Origin of the sequence: Clostridium sp. 'White wine YQ' (assembly GCF_028728205.1) — a bacterium.
In the GTDB taxonomy this organism is placed as follows: Bacteria; Bacillota; Clostridia; order Clostridiales; family Clostridiaceae; genus Clostridium_T.
The window spans coordinates 468,876-490,904 of record NZ_JAQYUU010000001.1; the positions used below are offsets into that span (position 1 = coordinate 468,876).

General features: G+C 30.8%; 17 protein-coding genes and 1 riboswitch. Of the genes, 16 read left to right on the forward strand and 1 reads right to left on the reverse strand.

Features of this window, described 5'->3' with window-relative positions; all coding sequences use genetic code 11:
- Positions 1-18 precede the first annotated feature (18 nt).
- The 8 genes from PTZ02_RS02195 to PTZ02_RS02230 all read left to right on the forward strand — a co-directional run bounded on the left by PTZ02_RS02195 (position 19) and on the right by PTZ02_RS02230 (position 6,234).
- Entirely contained in the window at positions 19-1,020 is a 1,002-nt protein-coding gene (locus tag PTZ02_RS02195; protein ID WP_274226185.1) for a GGGtGRT protein, read from the forward strand.
- 153 nt (positions 1,021-1,173) lie between these two features.
- On the forward strand, positions 1,174-1,668 hold the full coding sequence (locus PTZ02_RS02200) for a hypothetical protein (RefSeq protein WP_274226186.1): 495 nt from the start codon (positions 1,174-1,176) through the stop codon (positions 1,666-1,668).
- Positions 1,669-1,833: 165 nt separating this feature from the next.
- Positions 1,834-2,616, forward strand: a complete 783-nt coding sequence (locus tag PTZ02_RS02205) for a tetratricopeptide repeat protein (RefSeq protein WP_274226187.1) — start codon at positions 1,834-1,836, stop codon at positions 2,614-2,616.
- A 99-nt stretch (positions 2,617-2,715) separates the two neighbouring features.
- A complete protein-coding gene (locus PTZ02_RS02210) occupies positions 2,716-3,042 on the forward strand; it encodes a hypothetical protein (protein WP_274226188.1) in 327 nt (108 codons plus the stop codon).
- Between the two features lie 476 nt (positions 3,043-3,518).
- Complete coding sequence (locus PTZ02_RS02215; protein ID WP_274226189.1) at positions 3,519-3,770, forward strand: hypothetical protein; 252 nt, start codon at positions 3,519-3,521, stop codon at positions 3,768-3,770.
- Between the two features lie 202 nt (positions 3,771-3,972).
- Positions 3,973-4,338, forward strand: a complete 366-nt coding sequence (locus PTZ02_RS02220) for a hypothetical protein (RefSeq protein ID WP_274226190.1) — start codon at positions 3,973-3,975, stop codon at positions 4,336-4,338.
- 514 nt (positions 4,339-4,852) lie between these two features.
- Entirely contained in the window at positions 4,853-5,560 is a 708-nt protein-coding gene (locus PTZ02_RS02225; RefSeq protein WP_274226191.1) for a hypothetical protein, read from the forward strand.
- A 92-nt stretch (positions 5,561-5,652) separates the two neighbouring features.
- Positions 5,653-6,234 carry a histidine phosphatase family protein gene (locus PTZ02_RS02230; protein WP_274226192.1) on the forward strand — a complete coding sequence of 194 codons (582 nt, stop codon included), beginning with the start codon at positions 5,653-5,655 and terminating at the stop codon, positions 6,232-6,234.
- An 86-nt stretch (positions 6,235-6,320) separates the two neighbouring features.
- On the opposite strand, the gene PTZ02_RS02235 is transcribed toward PTZ02_RS02230, so the two are convergent.
- Positions 6,321-7,703, reverse strand: coding sequence for a DUF2334 domain-containing protein (locus PTZ02_RS02235; RefSeq protein WP_274226193.1), 1,383 nt, complete (start codon positions 7,701-7,703; stop codon positions 6,321-6,323).
- A 360-nt stretch (positions 7,704-8,063) separates the two neighbouring features.
- On the opposite strand from PTZ02_RS02235, the gene PTZ02_RS02240 reads away from it, so the two are divergent.
- The 8 genes from PTZ02_RS02240 to PTZ02_RS02275 all read left to right on the forward strand — a co-directional run bounded on the left by PTZ02_RS02240 (position 8,064) and on the right by PTZ02_RS02275 (position 21,844).
- Positions 8,064-8,564 (forward strand): DUF5673 domain-containing protein, encoded by a 501-nt coding sequence (locus PTZ02_RS02240; RefSeq protein ID WP_274226194.1) that lies wholly within the window; start codon positions 8,064-8,066, stop codon positions 8,562-8,564.
- 239 nt (positions 8,565-8,803) lie between these two features.
- A riboswitch (cyclic di-GMP riboswitch) is annotated at positions 8,804-8,949 on the forward strand.
- A 91-nt stretch (positions 8,950-9,040) separates the two neighbouring features.
- A complete protein-coding gene (locus PTZ02_RS02245; RefSeq protein WP_274226195.1) occupies positions 9,041-18,580 on the forward strand; it encodes a DNRLRE domain-containing protein in 9,540 nt (3,179 codons plus the stop codon).
- Between the two features lie 11 nt (positions 18,581-18,591).
- Positions 18,592-18,966, forward strand: a complete 375-nt coding sequence (locus PTZ02_RS02250) for a hypothetical protein (RefSeq protein ID WP_274226196.1) — start codon at positions 18,592-18,594, stop codon at positions 18,964-18,966.
- Positions 18,967-18,998: 32 nt separating this feature from the next.
- Positions 18,999-19,553: an RNA 2'-phosphotransferase gene (locus PTZ02_RS02255; RefSeq protein ID WP_274226197.1), complete on the forward strand. Its 555-nt coding sequence runs from the start codon at positions 18,999-19,001 to the stop codon at positions 19,551-19,553.
- Positions 19,554-19,815: 262 nt separating this feature from the next.
- Positions 19,816-20,121, forward strand: a complete 306-nt coding sequence (locus tag PTZ02_RS02260; protein ID WP_274226198.1) for a hypothetical protein — start codon at positions 19,816-19,818, stop codon at positions 20,119-20,121.
- A gap of 12 nt (positions 20,122-20,133) precedes the next feature.
- Positions 20,134-20,394, forward strand: a complete 261-nt coding sequence (locus PTZ02_RS02265) for a hypothetical protein (RefSeq protein WP_274226199.1) — start codon at positions 20,134-20,136, stop codon at positions 20,392-20,394.
- A gap of 500 nt (positions 20,395-20,894) precedes the next feature.
- Positions 20,895-21,143 carry a hypothetical protein gene (locus PTZ02_RS02270; RefSeq protein ID WP_274226200.1) on the forward strand — a complete coding sequence of 83 codons (249 nt, stop codon included), beginning with the start codon at positions 20,895-20,897 and terminating at the stop codon, positions 21,141-21,143.
- 275 nt (positions 21,144-21,418) lie between these two features.
- On the forward strand, positions 21,419-21,844 hold the full coding sequence (locus PTZ02_RS02275; RefSeq protein WP_274226201.1) for a hypothetical protein: 426 nt from the start codon (positions 21,419-21,421) through the stop codon (positions 21,842-21,844).
- Positions 21,845-22,029 lie beyond the last annotated feature (185 nt).

Sequence of the window (22,029 nt, forward strand, 5' to 3'; positions counted from 1 at the left end):
TGAAGGAGGATAATTAACATGGCATTATTTGAAAGTTATGAAAGAAGAATAGGACAGATAACTCCAGTACTAGAAAAGTACGGAATTGCATCTATGGAAGAAGCAAGAAAGATTTGTCAAGATCTTGGATTTGATCCATACACAATAGCAAAAGAAACTCAACCAATCGCATTTGAAAATGCTGGATGGGCTTATGTTTTAGGAGCTGCTATTGCTGTTAAAAAGGGAGCTAAAAAAGCTGCTGATGCTTCTACTGCTATAGGAGAAGGATTACAAGCATTCTGTATCCCAGGATCAGTTGCAGATGATAGAAAAGTTGGTTTAGGACACGGAAACTTAGGAGCTATGCTTTTAAGTGAAGAAACTAAATGTTTCGCATTCTTAGCTGGACACGAATCATTCGCAGCAGCTGAAGGTGCTATCAAAATAGCTGAAAAAGCTAACAAAGTAAGAAAAGAACCATTAAGAGTTATATTAAACGGTCTTGGAAAAGATGCTGCTCAAATAATCTCTAGAATTAATGGATTCACATATGTTCAAACTAAGTTTGATTACTACACTGGAGAATTAGCTATAGTTAAAGAAATAGCTTACTCAAACGGTCCAAGAGCTAAGGTTAGATGCTTTGGTGCTGACGACGTTAGAGAAGGTGTTGCTATAATGCATCATGAGGGAGTTGATGTTTCTATAACTGGTAACTCAACTAACCCAACAAGATTCCAACATCCAGTTGCTGGAACATACAAAAAAGAAATGGTTGATCTAGGAAAGAAATACTTCTCAGTTGCATCAGGTGGTGGTACTGGAAGAACTCTTCACCCAGATAACATGGCAGCAGGTCCAGCTTCTTATGGTATGACTGATACTATGGGAAGAATGCACTCTGATGCTCAATTCGCAGGATCTTCATCAGTTCCAGCTCACGTTGAAATGATGGGTCTTATCGGAATGGGTAACAACCCAATGGTTGGAGCTACAGTTGCAGTAGCAGTTGCTATTGAAGAAGCTTTAAGCAAATAATTTAATTAGTATAAATTAAGTTAAGAATACAAGACACGTTTTATTAGTGTAAAGCTAGTAAGACGTGTTTTTTTTTATGTTCCTAAAAGGGAAAATATGGGAGGGTGACGAAGTATATAAATTGGAGAATTATATTCTAAAAGGAAGAATAGTATGATTGATAGGATTAAAAGTAAGATAATTGCTTTATTAGATGAGGATAGTTCAAAATTTCCACTTATAGTATATATAATTATACCGTTGTTGATGAGTTCAATAGCAAAAGTTATAGGTTATGACTCTATTTTTGTATTGATGATGAGTATAACTATTTTAACAGCAATAAGTGCAATAATAGAAATCGTTAGAAAAAAGAAAAATATCAGGAATTTCACAATATATTCTATAATAACACTCCTTGGAATTTTGTGTAGTGTAATGATAAAGCTGGGTGGATATTTTTTTGATTCAGGGAATACAACAGCTGGAGTAAATGTAATAAAAGTATTTTTGGGAATTATTTCTTTATTCGTTGATATAATAGGCATACTGTTTATTATAGATAAAGGAAATCCAGTAAATAAAAAAATAACTATAACATTTAGTATGATTATAATAAACGCAGTAACAATTCTTGCATTAATTTTTTTGCCACCTAAGAATATGTAAGAATAATCTTATGATACTCATAATTTTTTCGTATCATTAATAAACTTTTTTGCACTTTGTCTTTTCTTAATTATTTATAGAATAGTTTATGAAGTGAAATGAAAATGACTGATTTACTAGTAAGTAGATATTTATAAATAATATTAGGAATGGGGTAACTGAGAATTGGATATTGAAGAACTTTATGTGATAGGTGAAGAATATTATGTTAAGAAAGAATATAAAAAGGCGTTAGAGCATTTCGAAAAATACTATAGCTCAAATGAATCTTATGATTGTTTAAATTATATTGGCTGTTGTTATTTGGGAATGGAAGACTTTGACTCAGCAGTTAACATATTTAAAAGATTAATAAATGAATGCCCTAAAGTAGAACGACCAGTTTTTAATTTAGGCAGAGTTTATTTAAAACAAGGCAGGTTACAGGATGCACTAGACTGTTTTAACAATGCAATTAATATAAATCCTAATAGTGAAGATGCTTATTATTATTTAGGTGTGTACTATGATAAAATTAATGACTTTGATGAAGCAAGAATATACTATGAAAAATCACTATCATTAAATTTTGAGCAATCAGAAACACATTTAAATCTTGGAATATGTTTTTATAGATTACAATTGTATAATGAAGCATTGAAGGAATTTGATTTAGCATTAAAATATGATGATGAATGCATACAAGCAAGAGAGTGTAAATGGATAATTTACATAGAAATCAAAGATTATTCAAAAGCTTTAAGAGAGTTATTATATGTGAATACCATAAATCCATATGATACCTATAATTTAATTGATATTATCCATTGTTACTATAAACTTGATGATTTTCGTAATGCACAGGAGTGGGTTAGTAAATTACTAAGCGTTGAGCCAGATAATGAGTTTGCTTGCAAAACTATAGAAAGAATAAATTTAAAACTTAGTAAAATCATGGAAAATATATGAAAGATTAATATTGATGATGCCGAATTTGATGAAGAGAATGTTGGGGCGCTTACAGTAGAGATATTTGAGAAATCTCTAATTGCGGTGGGAATTAGTTCAATGGAAAATGGAAGTGCTAAAATTTTCGTTAATCCACAACAAGCTGAAGAGATAAGTATAGCTCTAAAGCAGGCAATAGAAATGATAGAAGATAAACAAGTTAAGTTTAATGTAGATGAAATAAAGCATATTAAGACTATGACAGTCAAAGAAAACAATTTTCACATAAAAAATGCTGGAACAATTATAATACAAGTTTACAATAAAGAAAAAATAGAAATATGTGTTTCATTATTAAAAGGGGCAGACCCAGTGCTTTGGTTAGATATAATCAGCACAAAAAAAGTAGTATCGGTTTTAGATAAGACAATAAATAGTATGCGTTAGTATTATTAGGGAACATTTATTAATAGTTTATGAGAAGCTTTAAAGAGAGTTATAATAACTCTCTTTTTTTGAATCACATAGGAATGCGTAATAGTATATGATTTTAAGGTGTTATATCATTCTAGGTTTACTATATCGATTGGCGCAACTCTGTTGAATAGAGCTTATAAAAAGCTCTAGGAATCTAATGGTAATACACTTATAATACACAAATGATATGTTAATCGGCTTATTTTAAGCACTTACAGTTGCTATTGAAGAAGCTTTAGCAAAATAATTTAATTAGAATTAATTGAATTAGAATTAATTGAATTAAAATACAAGACACGTTCTATTAGTGAAAACTAGTAGGACGTGTCTTTTTTTATGTTCCTAAAAGGGAAAATATGGGAGGGTGGCGAAATATATAAGCTGGGGATTAATAAATATACAAAAGTTAAATATGTATATCGTTATACTGAAAGGGATGATTAGATATGAATAATAAAAATGTAGGATATAGCATTGTAACAGTAAGTGTGTTACTTATTACACAATTAATAATAAGAAGCGTAGGAATAGAAAATATTTCTGCTCAAGTATTTGTGGCACTTTTAGTTATCGCTTGTTCTCTTGCGATATTTGGTACTTATAAGGATGGGAAAAAAGGATTCGGAATTAGATACAATTGTCACGATATTGTTAATTTTAGCAAGCATATTAATGTCTGTTACTCTGATAATATTTAAAGAATATCCAGCTATGATAGACAAGTATGGATTACTACTTATGATATTGTCATTAGGAAGCTTTTTTGCACTTTGTCTTTTCATAATTATTTATAGGATAGTATATGATGTTAAACGAAAATAATCCATTAATTGAGGAAGTTTTAATAAGTAAAGCATAGATAAATGGTTTTATTAGAAACCGCTAAAAGGAGCTATATATATGGATAAGAAAAATAGTATTATTATAATAATAATTTTATCAATTTATACATTAGTTAATTTAATAGGATATAATAATATCCCAAGTAACGTGATAGTATTAGTATCTATAATTTGTGCATTAGGAATAATAATTTGCGTATTGAAATATGATTATTTTCGAACTCATAGTAAATTTATTTCAGGTTTTTTTATAAGCGTTGCTATTGGAGTTTCATTAGTTGCGTTAGATATCGTTTTAAAAGGCAGAGCATCATTCTATACTGAAAGGGTAAGCGACTATGTTTATTATGTTATCACAGCACTGTTTTTTGGAGGTGTTTTCATGGGCTTAATTGGGGTTGTAAAGGATAAAATGAAAAAATAATATGATTTTTATAATTAAATAGGGAAGTAAAAGAAAAAATACTTAGCCTAGACTAGGTACTTTTCCATTTAGAACTAGAAAGCTAATCAAAATATTCTAATATGATTTAAGGGAACTGTATTACTTTAGTTTTAAATATATCGATTTGTTAGATTCAGTTAAAAGAGCGTATAGAAAGCTTTAGGAATCTAATAGTAATACACCTATAATACACAAATGCTATGTTAATCGGCTTGTTTTAAGCACTTACAGTTGCTATTGAAGAAAGTCTGAACAAATAATTTAATTAGTACTAATTAAATTAAAGATACAAGACACGTTTTATTAGTGAAAACTAGTAGGACGTGTCTTTTTTGATTTTACGAAAGGGAAAGTATAGAGATAATTAGTCGCAACTTAGAAGATGAATTAGGTTCTTTCATAATTAATTACTACGGGATTGAAATTAATTATTTATAAAGAAATAGTATGGTATAATTTGTATATATTAAATTAATTTATGGAGGTCAGTTTAGTGAAAATAATTGAACTTGAGCCAGAGTTCATTTTAGATCAAGATAGTGAAACTGAGATTATACATATGGATGTAGGATATAAAGATATTCCATATGGATTTTTTTATACTAAATGTAAATATTTATCTTATGATTTTAATGGGAAAAAGATTGAAGACAAAAAAGATTATATTAGAACTAAATCTCTTTGGTTTGTAGATTTTAGTGATAAATCAAAGCACGAGGTCTTACCGTTTGGTAATTATGATATAAATGAAACAAGTATAATTGGAAACTATTTATACATTACTAAGATTATAGACAAAGATCAAGATGGAATACTTGAATATGACTATGATGGAGGAGACATTTATAGAATTAATATACACAATCTTCAAGTTGAATTTTGCTGTAACATTGAGCCATATAATTTTCATGGTTTTGAAGTTGCTACTGAACAATTTTTAGTTTTTCGTTCAGAAGATCAAATTCCTGATACAGATGAAATTGTGTTTATTGATTTGAAAAATAAAACTAAAGCTATTCTTCTAAATGATTGGAATAAGGAAAGTATGAATTATACATTTATTTTTGATGAATTTGGAATGCCTATTTATGTAATTACTAAAAGGTATGTAAACAAAGATGAAATAGGTTCAAGTAATGATAAATTAGGTTGTTTCAGTTGGACTAATTTCTTGAATAAACTTAAATGGAATAGTCTATAAAATATTATTACAAATGTCGCATTATTAAAAATAAAATAATTAAAATATTGAATTGGGATTAAATAATTATAATTGTTTTTTGGGGGAGAAATATGACAAGTATATACTTTATAAGACATGCTCAGCCAGACCATGATTGGGAAGAGGATGGAACACGGCCGTTAAGTGATGAAGGGATGAATGATTCCAAAAGAGTAACTGAGTTTTTTAGGGAAATGGAGATAGAGTACTATATATCAAGTCCATACAAAAGAAGCATTGATACAATAAAAGAAAGTGCAGATGGACATGGCATTAGTATTGCTTTGGATGAAAGATTAAGAGAACGTGAAAGTGGCCTATGCGGTAATAACATGGAAATGTTCAAAAGACGGTGGGAAAACCTTGACTTTCACGAAGAATGTGGAGAGTCACTCAAGATGGTTCAAGAACGTAATATAAAAGCAATTTTTGAAATCTTAATTAATTACAAAGATGCGAATATTGTGATTGGAACACATGGTACAGCATTAAGTACGATTCTCAATTATTTTGAACCAGCATATTGCTGCGATGATTTTTTGAGAATGATTGATTTTATGCCATACATAATTCGTCTTGATTTTGATGGAATAAATTACATTGGAAAGGAAGAGTTATTGATTGTAAAAAAAGAATTTAAGGGTAAAAAGTAATTTCATATTTTTATTGGAGAAATAATAAATTAAGCCTTGCATTCAAGCTATATTCAAGCTTTTTGCAAGGCTTTTTTAATTACTAATTATTCATCTTTAAGATCATCAATATGAAGGGTGGTATACCTATCATTTTTAAGCGTCTTCACAATTTTTTGCAGAGGCGAGTCGGGATTGTAATTAATGTTTAGTTTATTACCATTTGTATTGAAATCAATATAATCTATTTCTATAGATGGGTGGTAATAAAAACTTTTAAGTATATTAGGGTTACCTTCATTAAATTTATCTATCATACGCTGTGTATCTGCGATAGGATCAGATATACGTCCTAATGGTGTTGGAACAAATAAATGATAATCATCAGGCTTGTACACGTTGTCTTTTTTTGAATAATCATAAGGTTCGTATATATATTGAAAATACTCGCTAATTATGTTCTTTTGTTCCTTAGTATCCCTATAATGAGGACTCTCGTAATATGAAATAGGAATATTTAAAGCACTTGCGGTGTCTATACCTTTTTCAATAACTGCTCTTGTTTCAGCTTCAGTACTATTTACGTCCTTTGACATTTCCTCACCAGTTCCACTTGCAGTGTTTCCAGATTGATGTGAATAGCCATGAAGACCAATTTCGCCACCTTTATTAAGCATATAATCTAGTATATCAACAAAACCTACATTTACTATATTATCTTTTGTGAGTAAATCATTATCAAAGTTGGTTGAAGGAACAATGAATCTAGGCATCCATGAAACATGAAACTTCATCCCATTTGAATAAAGTAAATTTGACATGATTTTTATTTTTGTTTGATTTCTATCTACAATATTTGAATAACCACAACCGAAATCTTCAAATCTAATAAGGGCGATTTTGTCATTATGATGTATTAAAGGTTCCTCAGGTGCTTTAACTTCATCTTGAATAAGATTTATTTTTTTGTTTTGGAAATCGAATACAGCAATTAAATCAAAAAGCTTTTCTATATCTGATATTGAGATATAGAAGGTGTTTTTATAATTTATTAAATGTCCTCGAAGATGTCCTTTTTTAGAGTTTTTTTCGTAAGAGTCTTCTGTTAAAGAAATTTTATTACTATTATTAGTTAAACATAGTGATCCCGTTGAATTATCTACAGTGTAATTTAATTTTTTTGAAATAAAATTAAGTGGTATATAATATCTTTGGGATTTGAGTATCATAGGAACATCATCAATGCTAGTCCCATCCAAAATGCTTAAGCTTACATCATGGATTTCTGATATATGTCTATCAGAAAAATTAACTTTGGGAATATAAGAACGCTTGAAATTGTTCACTGGAGGTGAATTTGAATAGGTCTTGTTAATGATAGTTGGTTTGGTTTTTAAAAAATTTAAATAAGAATGAATGTTATATGCGATTAATAGAATTAAAATTAACGAGGTAAAAGAAAAAATGAGTATTTTTAAATTCTTTGGCATATATTTTATGCTCCTTTAATATTATGTATAAATCGTTCACATTAAGATGATTATACCATTATTTTGAGAAGATTACATTCAATAAAAATTAAATTTATGTTACAAATTGTATAAGAAAATTTACAATTGCTATTGAATTATGTATGAAGCTGTTTAAATATAAATTAAGTTGAAGATGAAAGACACGTTTTATTAGTGAAGACTAGTAAGGCGTGTCTATTTTCATTTGTTTGTACAAAAAGCCTTTTATTCAATATAAAGGTAAATAGTGAAGTATATAGTAAAATAATCGATAAATAGATAGTGCATCAAAATAGAATTTATAAAATTATTTAAGAGTAAACGAAAGGAGAAGTTATTATGGAATTAATTTATTTAGGAATTTTGATAATTATAATACCTATATTAATATGGATAGCTTTAAAAGTAACATATAGAAGTATCAAAAGAAATGCTTATGGTAAGCTTATATTAAGTGTAAAGGATCATACATATGCAATTGATATTCTTGCAGGAGTGATTTTCTTATTGCTTGGAGGAAAGAATTTAATTGTAGTATTTATTGATGGAGAGACATTAATTACTCCAGGTTCATATTTGATGATGTTCTCACTGTGTTCAATTATCTATTTTGTTAGAGCAACATTTAGAATTGAAATAAGAGAAAATGGAATTCTATCAAAAAAAAGTGGTTGGACATGGGAAGAGGTAGAAAGTAGTTACATAAAAGAAACAAATAGTTCAGTAGTTATAACTTTTAAGTTTAAAAATAGTAGAAAAAAACCTACAAGTATTATGGTACATAAAAAAGATAGAATGGAAGTAGAGAGGAAGTTAGAAGAAATATTTACGAAAAAGTGATAAGTAGTAAATATTATTGTTATATTAGACAATTATTAACCAAGTGTTAAAAAATAAACATATTAAATAAAAATGTTCATAATTTGTTATGTGATATAACAGTTAAAACTAGATGATTAAAGGACTGAGCAATTTAATGTTTAAATTGCTCTTTTTTGTTAGAAAGTTAACAAAATTAAAAAATATTTACAAATTGGTTAAAATATTATAGCATTATTATGTAAGAAATTACAAAAAACCATAGAAAAAGGCAAATTTATTGAAAGATAAAGACGCAAAGCCACGGGCCTACGGTATTCTAAATATGCATTTTGAAATTATTGTAATTATATTGGAGAATTATTTGTGATTGGCATATTTATACTAAGGTCGCCGGGTTACCAGAGTGGTATATTTCATTAAGATAACTTATGAAATCTATTCGCATATCTAAAATTAATTCTGCCCAAATCTATGGACTTATTAGGGGGTGTAAGATGAAGAAAAACGTTCTAATAAGGGCCATATGTACTTTTCTGACTTTTTCTACTTTATTATTTTCTTTTAATGATGTAGTTGCTTATGCGGCTGAAAACTTATCAAATCAGCCAAAGGGCGAATACTATGGAAAGGATATCAATAAGGAAAACCAAAAAGTAAAAACTGAAAATCAAACAGAAAACATTTCTACAAAGGCTCTTAGAAAACCAAGCACAATTAAACAAAAGAAGGAAGAATCTTATAGTAAGGATAAGGAAGTAGTTAGTAAAAGAACTGCAAATAGTAAAACCTATAAGATAGATAACAAAACTGAAGTAAAAGATATTTATCTTGATAAAGTGAACTATAAAGATGCAAATGGAAATTATCAAGAGGTGGATAATACCTTAGCGCTAAATAGCAATGGAGGATATTACGAAAATAAGGCAAACGATTATAAGGTTAATTTTCCTACTGAAATAACAAAAGATAAGGGAGTATCAGTACAAAAAGGAAATACGTCTGTTACATTATTTCCTATGGAAGGGGACTTTTCAAGAAGTGCAGCTTCAGAAAATGCAATATTATACAATGATGTATTTGATGGAGTAGATTATGAGTATACAGCTAACCCAGATGGAGTTAAAGAGGATATTATACTTAATAGATATGTTGATACTTCTACATTTAAGTATCAAGTAAGCACTAAAGGAGTAATTCTTAAAGAAGAATTAAATTCAATAAGAGGATATGAACCAGGCAAAAAAGATCCTACCTTTATATTAAGTGCGCCTGTAATGGTTGATGCTTCAGGAAAAAAGAATAGCAATCTAACCATAAAGCTAGATAAAAAAATATTTGGTAAGGATGTTATTGCAGTAACAGTAGATGAAGATTGGCTCAAATCACCTGAGAGAGCATATCCAGTAAAGGTTGACCCTCAAGTTAATATTTATAGTGATAGGATTAATATCGCGTCAGCGGAGGAAAATGCACCTAACACTAATACATTAAACAATGGATATGTATATGTGGGAATGGACGATGGAGTAGCATCTGGAAATAATCAATATAAAATTAATGGGCTTCAAAAGACTAGAGCCTACGTTCAGATAAATGGTAATTTGGGAGTGGATATTCCTAAAGAGGCAACAATTAAGTCCGCTAATTTTGAAATGTATAAGTACACTAACTTTTCAAGTTCTTCAAGAGAAATTGGATTATATAGTGTAGATGATAGTTATGATGTGAGCCAAGTTACTTGGAATCAACAGCCTAAGAATAAAACATTCTATTCTTCTGCGATGATAGATGGAAGTATAGGTTATATTAGTTGGGATATTAAGTCATTGGTTAGTGATTGGGTAAATGGAAAAACAAATAATGGATTCCTCTTGCAGTATTTAAATGAAACCCAACAGTGTGAAACCTTTGCAACTCAAAATAATGAATATGAATCTAGAAGACCAAAGATTGAAATCGTTTATGAGTTTGTAGATGGTGTAGATACTAATATGCAATTTGGTGCAACAAATATTAATTTGAGGCCTATTTCTGAGCATGACAGTGAAGGGGAACTTAAAGTTGATGGAATTATAGTAGATGGATTAGTAAAACCAACAGCTACTGTAAATTATGAATTAGATGTTGAAAATCCTGATTACAAGGGAAGTGTACAAGCTAGCTACGTTTATAAATATCCTGATGGTTCAATGTACTCAAGTATTTTTCCAAAGGCTTATGTTTATAAGGGAAAAGATAGTAACTGGCAGTCGGATAAGATATTAACTCCTAAATTAGATCAATTATACAGAATTAAGGCAACTGCAACCTTGGATGGAGAAACAAGTAGTCCAGCATACAGTGACTACTTCCAAATCTATCAAGTTCAAGCTAAGGATACTATTCCGTATATAGCAAGCTTTTATGGAGTACCTAATTCTGTAATTATGAGTGATAATAAAGTTGGAGATACTCTGCTTGTAGAGGGGAATACTCTTTTCATAAGAAATCCCAAGAAAAATGCTGGAAAGCCATATACGCCTCCATCCCTTACAGATGCTAGAAAAAAAGAAATAGATAGTGCTCTTATGGGAAGAAAAAAGCATTGTATTTATGGGTTTGAACCAATAAATTTACTAACTGGTAACTTTATATATGAAGCTGATGATGCTAGTTTAACTGACTACAATGGAGACTTTATAATAAAGAGAACTTATAACGCAATGGAAGAAATTCATGATGGATACTTTGGAGTAAAATGGGACTTTAATTTTAATAAGTCTTTATCAGCACTTGCAGATGGAACCATAATATTTAATCAAGGTGATGGAAGTACCATCTACTATAGAAAAAATAGTGATGGCAGCTACAGTGGACCAGTGGGAGAAAATTTAAAGCTATCCTTAGTTAATGATGATAGCAGAAAAAATATAGGCTACGAGGTTACTGATGGTTTAACCACCTATCAATTTAATAAGATGGGACTTTTAGATTCACAAGTTGATGAAAAAGGTGATATTACAAAGCTTGCCTATAATGAAGATTATAAATTAACAAGTATAACTTCACCTTCAGGAAAGGTTTTTGGAATAACCTTAAATGATGAAGGAAGAATAGGCACAATAACATTACCAAATTCAAGCGTATTAAAATATAGTTATGATGGAAATGGTAACTTAGTTTCGTATATTGATGCAAATGGACATGAAACAAAGTATCAATATGATGACAAAGGAAGAATGACATCATTTGTTGATGCCAAGGGAAATACCGTAGTAACTAATACTTATGATGAGCAAAATCGTGTAACTACTCAAACAGATGCTCAAGGTAAGAAAATATATATGAATTATTACGACGGGTACAATGAAACAATTGATGCAAAGGGCAATAAGACACAATATTATTATGATGCACAGTTTAGGATAACTAAAACTGTAAAGCCTGATGGAACTGTAGAGACAGTTACATATGATAGTAATAACAATGTAAAAACATCAACAGATGCTTTGGGGCATACTACTACTTATGAATATGATAGTAGGGGAAATAAGACTAAAGAATATAGATATGATGGAAAAGTAAAGACTTTCAAGTATGATGACAAAGATAATCTTACATCCGTTACTGATTTTGAGGGAAATACAACTACAATGGCATATGATAGCAAAGGAAATCTAGTAAAGGTTACTGATGCTAATAATTTAACATATGAATATACCTATAATAGTAAAAATCAGGTAACAACAGCAATAGATCCATCAGGAAAGAGTTATAAATACGAATATGATGGAGCTAATGTATCACAAGCTACTGATGCGAAGGGAAATGTATATAAGTATTTTTATAATGCTATGGGTAAGGTTATATCTATAGAAGATCCTTTGGGGAAGATTACAAGAATAGCTTATGATGCTAAAGGAAATGAATTAAGCACTACTCTGCCTGACGGAGGCATAGTAGCATATACCTATGATGTTAATGATAATAAAAGTTCGGTAACTGATGGTAACAAAAATTTATCTAAGTTTGAATATGATAGCTTAAACAGGGTGACTAAATCTACAGATCCTTTTGGTAATATAACAACCTATTTCTATGATGAAAATGGTAATAACACTGGAGAAAAGAATCCAGAAGGGTATACTAAGACCTACCAATACGACAAATTAAATAGGCTTATTAAAGTAATTGATGGAGAACAAGGTGAGACGACTTATGATAGGGATGCTTTAGGAAATATTATATCTGTAACAGATCCTAATGGAAATAAGTCTTCGTATACTTACAATTATGCAGTAAATCAAGTTGAAAAAGTGATAGGTGCCAAAGGGCAAACCATAGTAAATAAGTATGACAATCAAGGAAATGTATTACAATCAACACTACCAGATGGTGAAGTGAAAAAATACAAGTATGACAATCTATACAGGTTGACACAATTTACTGATGTAAACGGAGTAGTAACAGACACCACTTATGATAATTTAGGTAGAATTTCTTATATGAAGGATAGCTTAAATAGAGAATATTATTATAGTTATGATGATAATGGAAATCTTATTAGCACAAAGGATCCTTTAGGTTATAAAGTAAATTATACTTATGATGTAAGAAATCAAGTGACTTCTGTTACTGATGAAGAGGGAAAAACTACAAAATATAGTTATACTGATACAGGTAATCTAAAATCAGTGACAGACCCTCTTGGATATACTAAATCCTATGAGTATGATTTAAATGGAAATTTAAAGACAGAAATATCACCTAATGGGGGCAAGCAAATCTATAATTATGATGGATTAAATAGATTAACCTCTGTTAAGGATGCGCTTGAAAACATTACTCAGTATGCTTATGATAAAGCAGGTAATGTAACTAAGATGATAGATCCGTTGGGAAAAGAAACAAAATATGAATATAACGGTAATAAGCTTCAAACGAAAATCACTGATGCTTTAGGTGATGTTGTTCAAATGAAGTATGATAAAGATGGAAATTTAACTAGTGTAGTATATCCAAATGGTGACGTAGTAACTATGGCATACGATTCAAATAATAAATTAATCTCAGAAACTGATGCAGCAGGATTGAAGAAAAGTTATAGTTATGACAATATGGATAGAATAGCAACTCAAGAGGATACTGCAGGAAATAAGCTCACTAATCTTTATGATGATAAGGGAAGACTTATAGAGCAAAAGGATGTAATTGGCAGAACCATAAAATATAGCTATGATATAGCAGGGAATATTACTGCTAAGACTAGCACAGATGGAAACATAACTACTTATGAATATGATAAAAGAGATAGAGCAGTTAAGGTTACTGACCCAGAGGGAAAAGTTACTACAATTTCCTATGATGGCTTGAACAGAGTAACAGGAAAAATAGAACCTGAAAATAAAAAGTATCAGTATCAATATGATGATGTAGGAAATCTAATTAATGTAATTGATCCTTTAAACAATTCAACATCCTATGCATACGATAAAAACAAAAATTTAACTCAAGTTACAAATGCAAAGGGTGCAGCAAAAAAATATCAATACGATGCTCTAAATAGACTTATTAGTTTTGCAGATGAAAATGGCAATACAACAAATTTATCTTATGATGCTAGAGGAAGCCTAATAAAAGTTCAAGATCCTATGAATAATACCACTCAGTATAAATATGATCCTATTAATAGATTAGAGATGAAGGTAGATGCTTTAGGATTTGGAACTCAATATCAGTATGACAGCTTAAATAATATGGTTGGGGAAATCGATGCTAAGGGAAATAAGACAAGCTATGAATATAATAAACATGGTTTGCAGACAAAGAAAATAGATCCTTTAGGTGGAACAACACAATTCCAATATGATTTAAATGATAGATTAACTACACAAATAAATCCTATGGATGAGAAATATAGCTATTCATATGATAAAGTTCAAAGAATTACAGCTATAACTGATCCAGAAGGATATTCAAAGAGCTTTAGTTATGATGAATTAGGTAATTTAACAAAGCAATCAGATTCGGAAAATAGTGTTACAACTTATACTTATGATAAGATGCATAGACTACTATCAGAAAAGAATACTGTAGGAAATGTAACATCTTACGGATATAGTACTGCAGGAAATCTAAATTCTATTAAAGAGCCAAATGGCAACATGAGTTTTTATGAATATGATGCACTTGATAGAGTTAATAAAACAACAGATCCAGAGGGGAACATCACTAAGTTAGAATATGATTCCTTGGGAAATATAACAAAGGTAACTCAACCAGGAAGTAGAGATTATAAGTATACTTATGATGCGGCAAACAATCTTGAAAGTGAAACAAATCCTTTAGGGGAAGTGACTAAATATACTTATAATAAAAACAATTTGGTAGAGTCAGTTACTAACCCAATTGGTAGTAAAACTACTTATAAATATAATCCATTAAACTTAATTTCACAAACAACAAATCCAGTAGGCGGTGTTACTAAATATGATTATGATAAAAATCAAAATTTAGCTTCTGTAACTGATGGAAATAACAATAAAATTTCTTACGGATATGATGAGTTAAATAGATTAGTAAATGTAACAAGTCCTAAAGGAGATGAAACTAAGTATACCTATGATAAGTCAAGCAATCTTACATCTATGGTAAATGGTAATGGAAATGAAACTAAGTATACCTATGATAAAGTAGGAAGACTTACATCTGTTACTAATCCCCTTGGAGAAAAAGAGAACTTTACTTATAATCCAGTAGGTACCCTTTCAAGCCATATTAAACCTGATGGAACCAAAACAAATTACGATTATGATAAACTTAATAGGCTTGTCTCAAAAGAGTATAAAGATGCTAATGGAGACAAAGTAGAAGGTGAAGATGTAAGCTATGAATATGACATAAGTGGTAATCGTACAAAGATGATAGGGGCTGAAGGAGAGACAGACTATAAATATGACAAGATGGGAAGGCTTACTTTAGTAGACTTTGTTGGAGGAGAAAAAGTAACCTATGAATTTGACAGCCTAGGAAGAAAATCTAAGGTTATATATCCAGATGGAAAGTATGTGAAGTATAATTATGATGCACTAGATAGATTAACATATGCAGAAAATTGGAATGGTGAAAAAACTTACTATAGCTATGATAGTGCTGGTAGAAGAAAAGAAGCCTTGCTTCCAAATGGAACTAAAGTAATTTATACTTATGATGGTGCAGATAGAATTACTAAATTAGAAAATATTAATAAAGATGGTAAGCTTATATCTAGCTTTGAATATCAGTATGATAAAGCTGGAAACATAATAAATGAAAAAGCTGTACATGAAGATGAAAGCTATGTGAGAACTTATAGCTATGATGCTTCAAATGAAATCACATCTTTTACTGAAGAAAGTCACGAAGAAGACGGAAAAATTGAAACAAAGAAATACGATTATAGCTATGATAAAGCAGGTAACCGTATAGCAGTACAAGTAAAGGATGATAATGAAGAGGCTGAGGTTACTACCTATGCTTATAATGCAGGGGATGAACTAGTTAGTGAAAAGAGTGGAGACACTAATATAAAATATGAGTATGATAAGAATGGAAACAGACTTAAAAAGATTCGTCCTGGTCAAAAAATAGAGTATTATGAGTATGATTTAGAGGATAGATTAGTTCAAATCTCTAATCCAAAAGGTGAAGTTCTTACTTTTGGATATGATAGTGACGGAAATAGATTATTCTCAACTTATGGAGTATACTTTAAACCACAGCCAGATAAAGAAGAAAATGGCGATGGCACTTCAAGTGGTAATTCAGGTGGTAACTCTAATGCAGGGAATCCACAAAACTCTAATAACGGAAATCATTATGGTTTTGAAACAGAAAATAATCCTCATCAAGAAGTAGCTGCAGGAGGAACCACAACTAACAGCACAGCTGATACAAAAAATCAGCAAAATGAAAATACTACAGGAGAAAAAGTTGAAGGAGACAGCTCCAAAACAACTGAGCCAGAATCAGAAACAAAAGAAGCTGATAAAGTAAACAATAAAGACTCTAGTGACAATACAAGTGAAGCTAAAGAAAATAAATCTATATTTAAAAAGATTGCAGATGGACTTAAAGCAGCACTTGATTTTGTAGTAAACACCGTTAAGAAAGCGGCAGATAGTATAAAGGGTTTCTTTAAATGGTTATTCGGGGAATCAGAGGATAAAAGTCAAGCTTCAAGCGTAATGCTATTTGGTGGAAAGTCAGAAAACGGCAATGACAAGTCAAATAATAATGGAAACAGTAATGATAAAAATAATGGCAATAATGGACAAAGTAAAGACAGTAATAATGAACAAGACAAAGATAGCAATAACGGGCAAGGTAAAGACAATAATAATGGCAACAGTAACGGAAATGATGGACAAGGCAAAGATAACAATAAAGATAAGAGCAAAGGAAATAATGGAAAACATGCAGGATGGTACAAGAGAGCAGATCATCCAAAGAATCCAGGAAACCAAGATCCGATAGACACACCAGAAAACTATGAGATAATAAATTATATAAATGATGTGTCATTAGAGAATCCAGAAGTATTAATGACTTCAGATGAGGATGGCAACTACACAAATGCATATACTTATGGACTAGATAGAATATCAGTAGATAAATTATCACCTGATACAGATATAAAGACAGATCCATTATTCTATCTATATGATGGAAGAGGAAGTGTATCAGATGTAACTAATACTGCAGGACAAGTAAAAGATAAGTATAGATATGACCCATTTGGAGAAGTAAAGCATGGAGGCTTCTGGGGAAGTAATGCAACACATTATGAAAATTTCTATGGATATAACGGAGAGGATTATAATAGACTAAGTGGCTTAGAATATCTAAGGGCAAGATATTATGAACCTGAAAGCGGAAGATTCTTAACAAGAGACAGTTACCTAGGAAATGTTATGCAGCCATTAACCCTAAATAGGTATGCATATGCATTAAATAATCCTATGATGTATACAGATCCAAGTGGACATTGGCCAGGGTGGTTTGACAAGGCGGTTTCAGCTGTAAGCAATTTTGTTAGCGATGTTGCAGAAACCGTATCAGATTATGCATCAACAGCATGGTCAAATGTCAAGAGTGCATACAACTACGTTGCTGATAAAGTAAGTGGATGGATTGAATCAGGAAAGGAAAAAGTTAGCAATTTTGTATCGTGGTCAGAGAAAAAGATTTCTTCAGCTAAGCAGGGTTTAAGTAATACAGCAGGTAAGTTAAAAGAATTTGCAGCACCGGTAATTTCTACGTTGAATCACCCGAATGAAGTAGTAAGAAAGTCGATGGCGATAATAAAGAAAGGCTGTGACGGAGCGCAGTATGTAGCAAGTCAAGCGTACAAGTATAGGGATCAAATACTCGATGGAGTACAGACAGCTCTAGATGTAGCAGGTCTTGTACCAGGAGTAGGGGACGTACTAGATGGAGTAAACGGATTAATATCGTTAGCAAGAGGAAACAAAGCAGATGCAGCACTAAGCCTTGCAGCAATGATACCATTTGCTGGAGATGCAGCAACAGTAGCAAAACTAGCAAGAAAAGGTGACAAAGCAATTGAACTCGTTAAGACTGCAGATGATGCCATTGATATAGTAAAAGATGGAGAAAGGGCAATAGATCTAACTAAGGGGGTAGGAGAAGCTGAAAGTAATTTGAGATTTACTCAAACTACCGCATCACCATACTACAGTGCAGAGGGTAAGTTTGCAGGAAAAACAATAGGTGAAGTATCTGATATGTTGAGAAGTGGAGAACTAAAAGCTAGCGAAGTACCAGTGACATATATTGAAAGAGATGGTACTAGATTGATAGAAAATACAAGGTCTTCACTTGGTTTGAAAAGGGCAAATATTCCAGAATCTGAATGGACTCTAATTAATAAAACAGGTGACCCGACAATTGAGGCTAAAATAACCGAAAGACTTGAACGAAATGGACTTACTAATTCAGGCACTGATGTTTTAAGAATTACAGGTGAAGGTAAAAATGCTAGTAGCTTAAAATAAGGAGGTAACGTATGGTTTTAAATGAGTTATTTGGTATAAAAGAACTTGCTCAAGAATTTATGAATGCGCCTAAGATAGAACAAAATGGTGAGGATGTTGTACTTAAGTATGACTATGAAACAGATTCTGGGGAATATGAATGGACTGGAATCACCTTCCTTAATACAATAAAATATAGACATACTAAGGATAGCGACATTAGTGAATATATGATGAAAGCTTACAATGCTGTTGTTGAACTAAAAGATTCAGTATGGATAAATGAAGTTATTTCAAATAGTAATAAAGAAAATAGAGATATTCAATTTAAACACTATTTGGTTTACTTTGATGGGTATGGGGCTTACGAATTTATTAGCACAAGTGTAAATCAAGGCATAAAGTAATAAAATTAATATATTCCTAGAAAGGAGGAAACATGGATTTTTTAAGATTAAGTAAAGAAGTATCATATGCACTACGACATGCACCATGGGAATATGAATTGGAACTTGATGAGAATGGATGGGTAGATGTTGAACAATTGCTAACTTCATTAAGAGAAGATAATCGATGGAGTAATGTAACGGAAGCGGATTTGATAGCTATGATAGAAGGTTCAGAGAAAAAGCGTCATGAAATACTATCAGGAAGGATTAGAGCTCTATATGGTCACTCTGTGCCACAAAAAATAGCTTGGGAGAATGAGGAGCCGCCTAGGGTTCTGTACCATGGGACAGCTAGAAGATTTTTAGAATCTATAACAGAGAATGGACTACTACCAAGAGGCAGGCAATATGTTCATCTATCAATTGATATTGATACAGCACTACAAGTAGGGAAAAGACGTGATAATAAACCAATCATTCTTATTATTAATGCAAAACAAGCTTGGAATGAAGGAATAAAATTTTATCAAGGAAATGACAAGGTTTGGCAAGCTGATTTTGTACCAAGCAAATATATCATTGAAAATGAATCTACAAAATTGTAATCTGGCTGCAAAATATCAATTGGGCTAACTGCAAAACATTAAATGTTAAGTTAAATAATGATATATCCAATAAAATCATTAACATTTGATACAAATTGACATACAATACTTGCTTCATAATAATGATTCTGTAGCGAGTATAGGCACAAAGGAAAAAGTAATGTTAAAATGGTAGTAATAGTTAAAAACTGTTGCTACCATTTAACTTTGTAGCTACAGTTTCAGCCCTAAGGGGGCGGCTGAAGGTAATAATTTACCAGCTTTGTATGACCCTGATTTCGCAGCACAACAAATACTTAAAAGCCCAACTAATGTAACACCTGGTGGTCGTACAATTACAGCTCATGCAGCGGAGAGGATGGTAACTCCACCTCCAGGAAGAGTGCCAACATCAATTGCAGAAGTTGATGAGTTTCTTGATACAGCGACAAGTATAAGGAAGATTAGTCAACACCCATTAGGGGATACTATAACGCTACGTAATACTAATTCTCCAAGTATAAAAGAAGTAGTAGTTGATGCAGCAACAGGTAAATGCGTTATAACTGTTATTACTCCCAAAAAATAAGGTAGGTGTAATATGAAAAATAATAAAGAAATTCAAAAAATAATAGAAATGTTAAATAAATTTATCGCAAGAGAAGATTGCTCTATGGAAATTGCAGGTAAGATTGAAGTGGCACTAGATGAAATATTCCCAGATGATGATGAAATCCAAGATTATGTAACATGTTTTGCCTCATATAGACCAGGTGGTGGAGACTATCTTTATGATGAGGATAGGATGGTTGTTGAGAGTAAAACATTACTAAATATTATTCAGTCAAAGAATATACCTTAAACTAATAATGTAAATGAGACAAAAAGAGAAAAATAACTTCATAATTTCAATAATGTGATAAGATAAAGTACAAAATGAACTAGCTGAAAAGTAAGTAGGCTAGTTCATAGTTTTTTATAGTGATAAAATAGAGATAGATGTTGAAAATAGTAGGCTCTACCACTAATTATAATAATACAGACTCTGCCCTAAGGGGATAAGAGACCCTAACGTAATAGAAGTTGGTCAGGCTGCTAGATAATCTAGGACATAGGGTATATTTAATATTAAGTAACGCAGTTGATAGAATGCAGCCTAGCTTGAATAGATATGGTAGCCGAGTTGAATAAGCAGGCGGAGACTATTTATAGTATGTGAAGGATATTAGAAGTTCAGTTAAACCAGTAGTTCAGGAAAATGGAAACTTATCATATACTTAGGGGGACATAGCAAGTAGTAACTAATCTACCTAAGGAGGTAGTGACAATAATAACTAATTAATTAATCATAGGAGTGCAAATATGAATACCCTAGAAAAGTTAGAGAAAATATGTATTATGTTTAAAGAAGATAAGATTGATATTGAGGAGTTTCAAAGTAGGTTAGAAACATTAGATATTTTAGGAGAATCTTACGTAAGCCTGAACAAAGTGAAAATTGATGCCATTAATAGATTAGAAGAGATAAGATATTGTAGCCTAGAATCAAATTTCTATAAATATGGGTCAGAAGTAGCAAATTTACTGTTAGAAGAAATTAAAGAACATTAAAATGAAGATTTGTTGAATTTTTAGTAGTAATAAATTAAAAATATACTTATAATTTCAGTTTTACAGTGAGTAGATAGACGAAACGCAAATTAATGTTAGCATGCTAGCAACAGTAAAAAATTGTTACTACCATTTATTTTGCAACTAAAGCAATAGCTAATAAACAGTATGGTTCTGGTGGATTTGATCAATATTTTATAAATAGTTTTGAAGGTGTACTAAGGCCAATTCAATCAAGAATTATGACTAATAGGTAAATAGGGAGGAGATGAGTAGTGATTAATATTAATAATGGTAATATATCAATAAATGATGGTAGATTTATTATAACAAAAAGCTTAACTAAGAATGGGTTTATGAATTCAAATTTGTATAATGATGTAATAAGCCAACAAACGCATATGTTTTCGAACTACTATTTAAAGCCACAATTAATAGGCAAGGATAAATTTATTATGACTTTAGTATTCAACCCAAGTGATATGATTTATCTTGTAAATATATGTTTATCTAATGAAGGAGATAAACCAACGTGGGATAATTGGTCACAATATGAAGTACTTAAAATAAAGAATAAAAATGACGAGTGGTTGGAGAAGAATATAGGTAAACCACCATATAAATATTCATGGGGTGAAATATCATCAAATTATGACCCTCGTTCTGGTTCAAGTATGATATCTATAAGATATGATATATGAAAATCACCTACAAAATTATGAATAGTCTGACTTCACAATAATAATTATGCAGTAACTAGGTAAAAAATAAAAAGATATAAGAACTAACATTGTAATGCTCTCCTTGCAATAGACAGTTTAAATAACAAACTGTTTATTATAAGGGGAATATTTTTTATGGTTAAAAAATATAAGATTACCTTTTA

Bases quoted from the DNA above. Each gene is read 5' to 3' on its own strand.
- PTZ02_RS02195 (WP_274226185.1), top strand. From the start codon at position 19: ATGGCATTATTTGAAAGTTATGAAAGAAGAATAGGACAGATAACTCCA.
- PTZ02_RS02200 (WP_274226186.1), top strand. From the start codon at position 1,174: ATGATTGATAGGATTAAAAGTAAGATAATTGCTTTATTAGATGAGGAT.
- PTZ02_RS02210 (WP_274226188.1), top strand. From the start codon at position 2,716: ATGGAAAATGGAAGTGCTAAAATTTTCGTTAATCCACAACAAGCTGAA.
- PTZ02_RS02215 (WP_274226189.1), top strand. From the start codon at position 3,519: ATGAATAATAAAAATGTAGGATATAGCATTGTAACAGTAAGTGTGTTA.
- PTZ02_RS02220 (WP_274226190.1), top strand. From the start codon at position 3,973: ATGGATAAGAAAAATAGTATTATTATAATAATAATTTTATCAATTTAT.
- PTZ02_RS02230 (WP_274226192.1), top strand. From the start codon at position 5,653: ATGACAAGTATATACTTTATAAGACATGCTCAGCCAGACCATGATTGG.
- PTZ02_RS02235 (WP_274226193.1), bottom strand. From the start codon at position 7,703: ATGCCAAAGAATTTAAAAATACTCATTTTTTCTTTTACCTCGTTAATT.
- PTZ02_RS02240 (WP_274226194.1), top strand. From the start codon at position 8,064: ATGGAATTAATTTATTTAGGAATTTTGATAATTATAATACCTATATTA.
- PTZ02_RS02245 (WP_274226195.1), top strand. From the start codon at position 9,041: ATGAAGAAAAACGTTCTAATAAGGGCCATATGTACTTTTCTGACTTTT.
- PTZ02_RS02250 (WP_274226196.1), top strand. From the start codon at position 18,592: ATGGTTTTAAATGAGTTATTTGGTATAAAAGAACTTGCTCAAGAATTT.
- PTZ02_RS02255 (WP_274226197.1), top strand. From the start codon at position 18,999: ATGGATTTTTTAAGATTAAGTAAAGAAGTATCATATGCACTACGACAT.
- PTZ02_RS02265 (WP_274226199.1), top strand. From the start codon at position 20,134: ATGAAAAATAATAAAGAAATTCAAAAAATAATAGAAATGTTAAATAAA.
- PTZ02_RS02270 (WP_274226200.1), top strand. From the start codon at position 20,895: ATGAATACCCTAGAAAAGTTAGAGAAAATATGTATTATGTTTAAAGAA.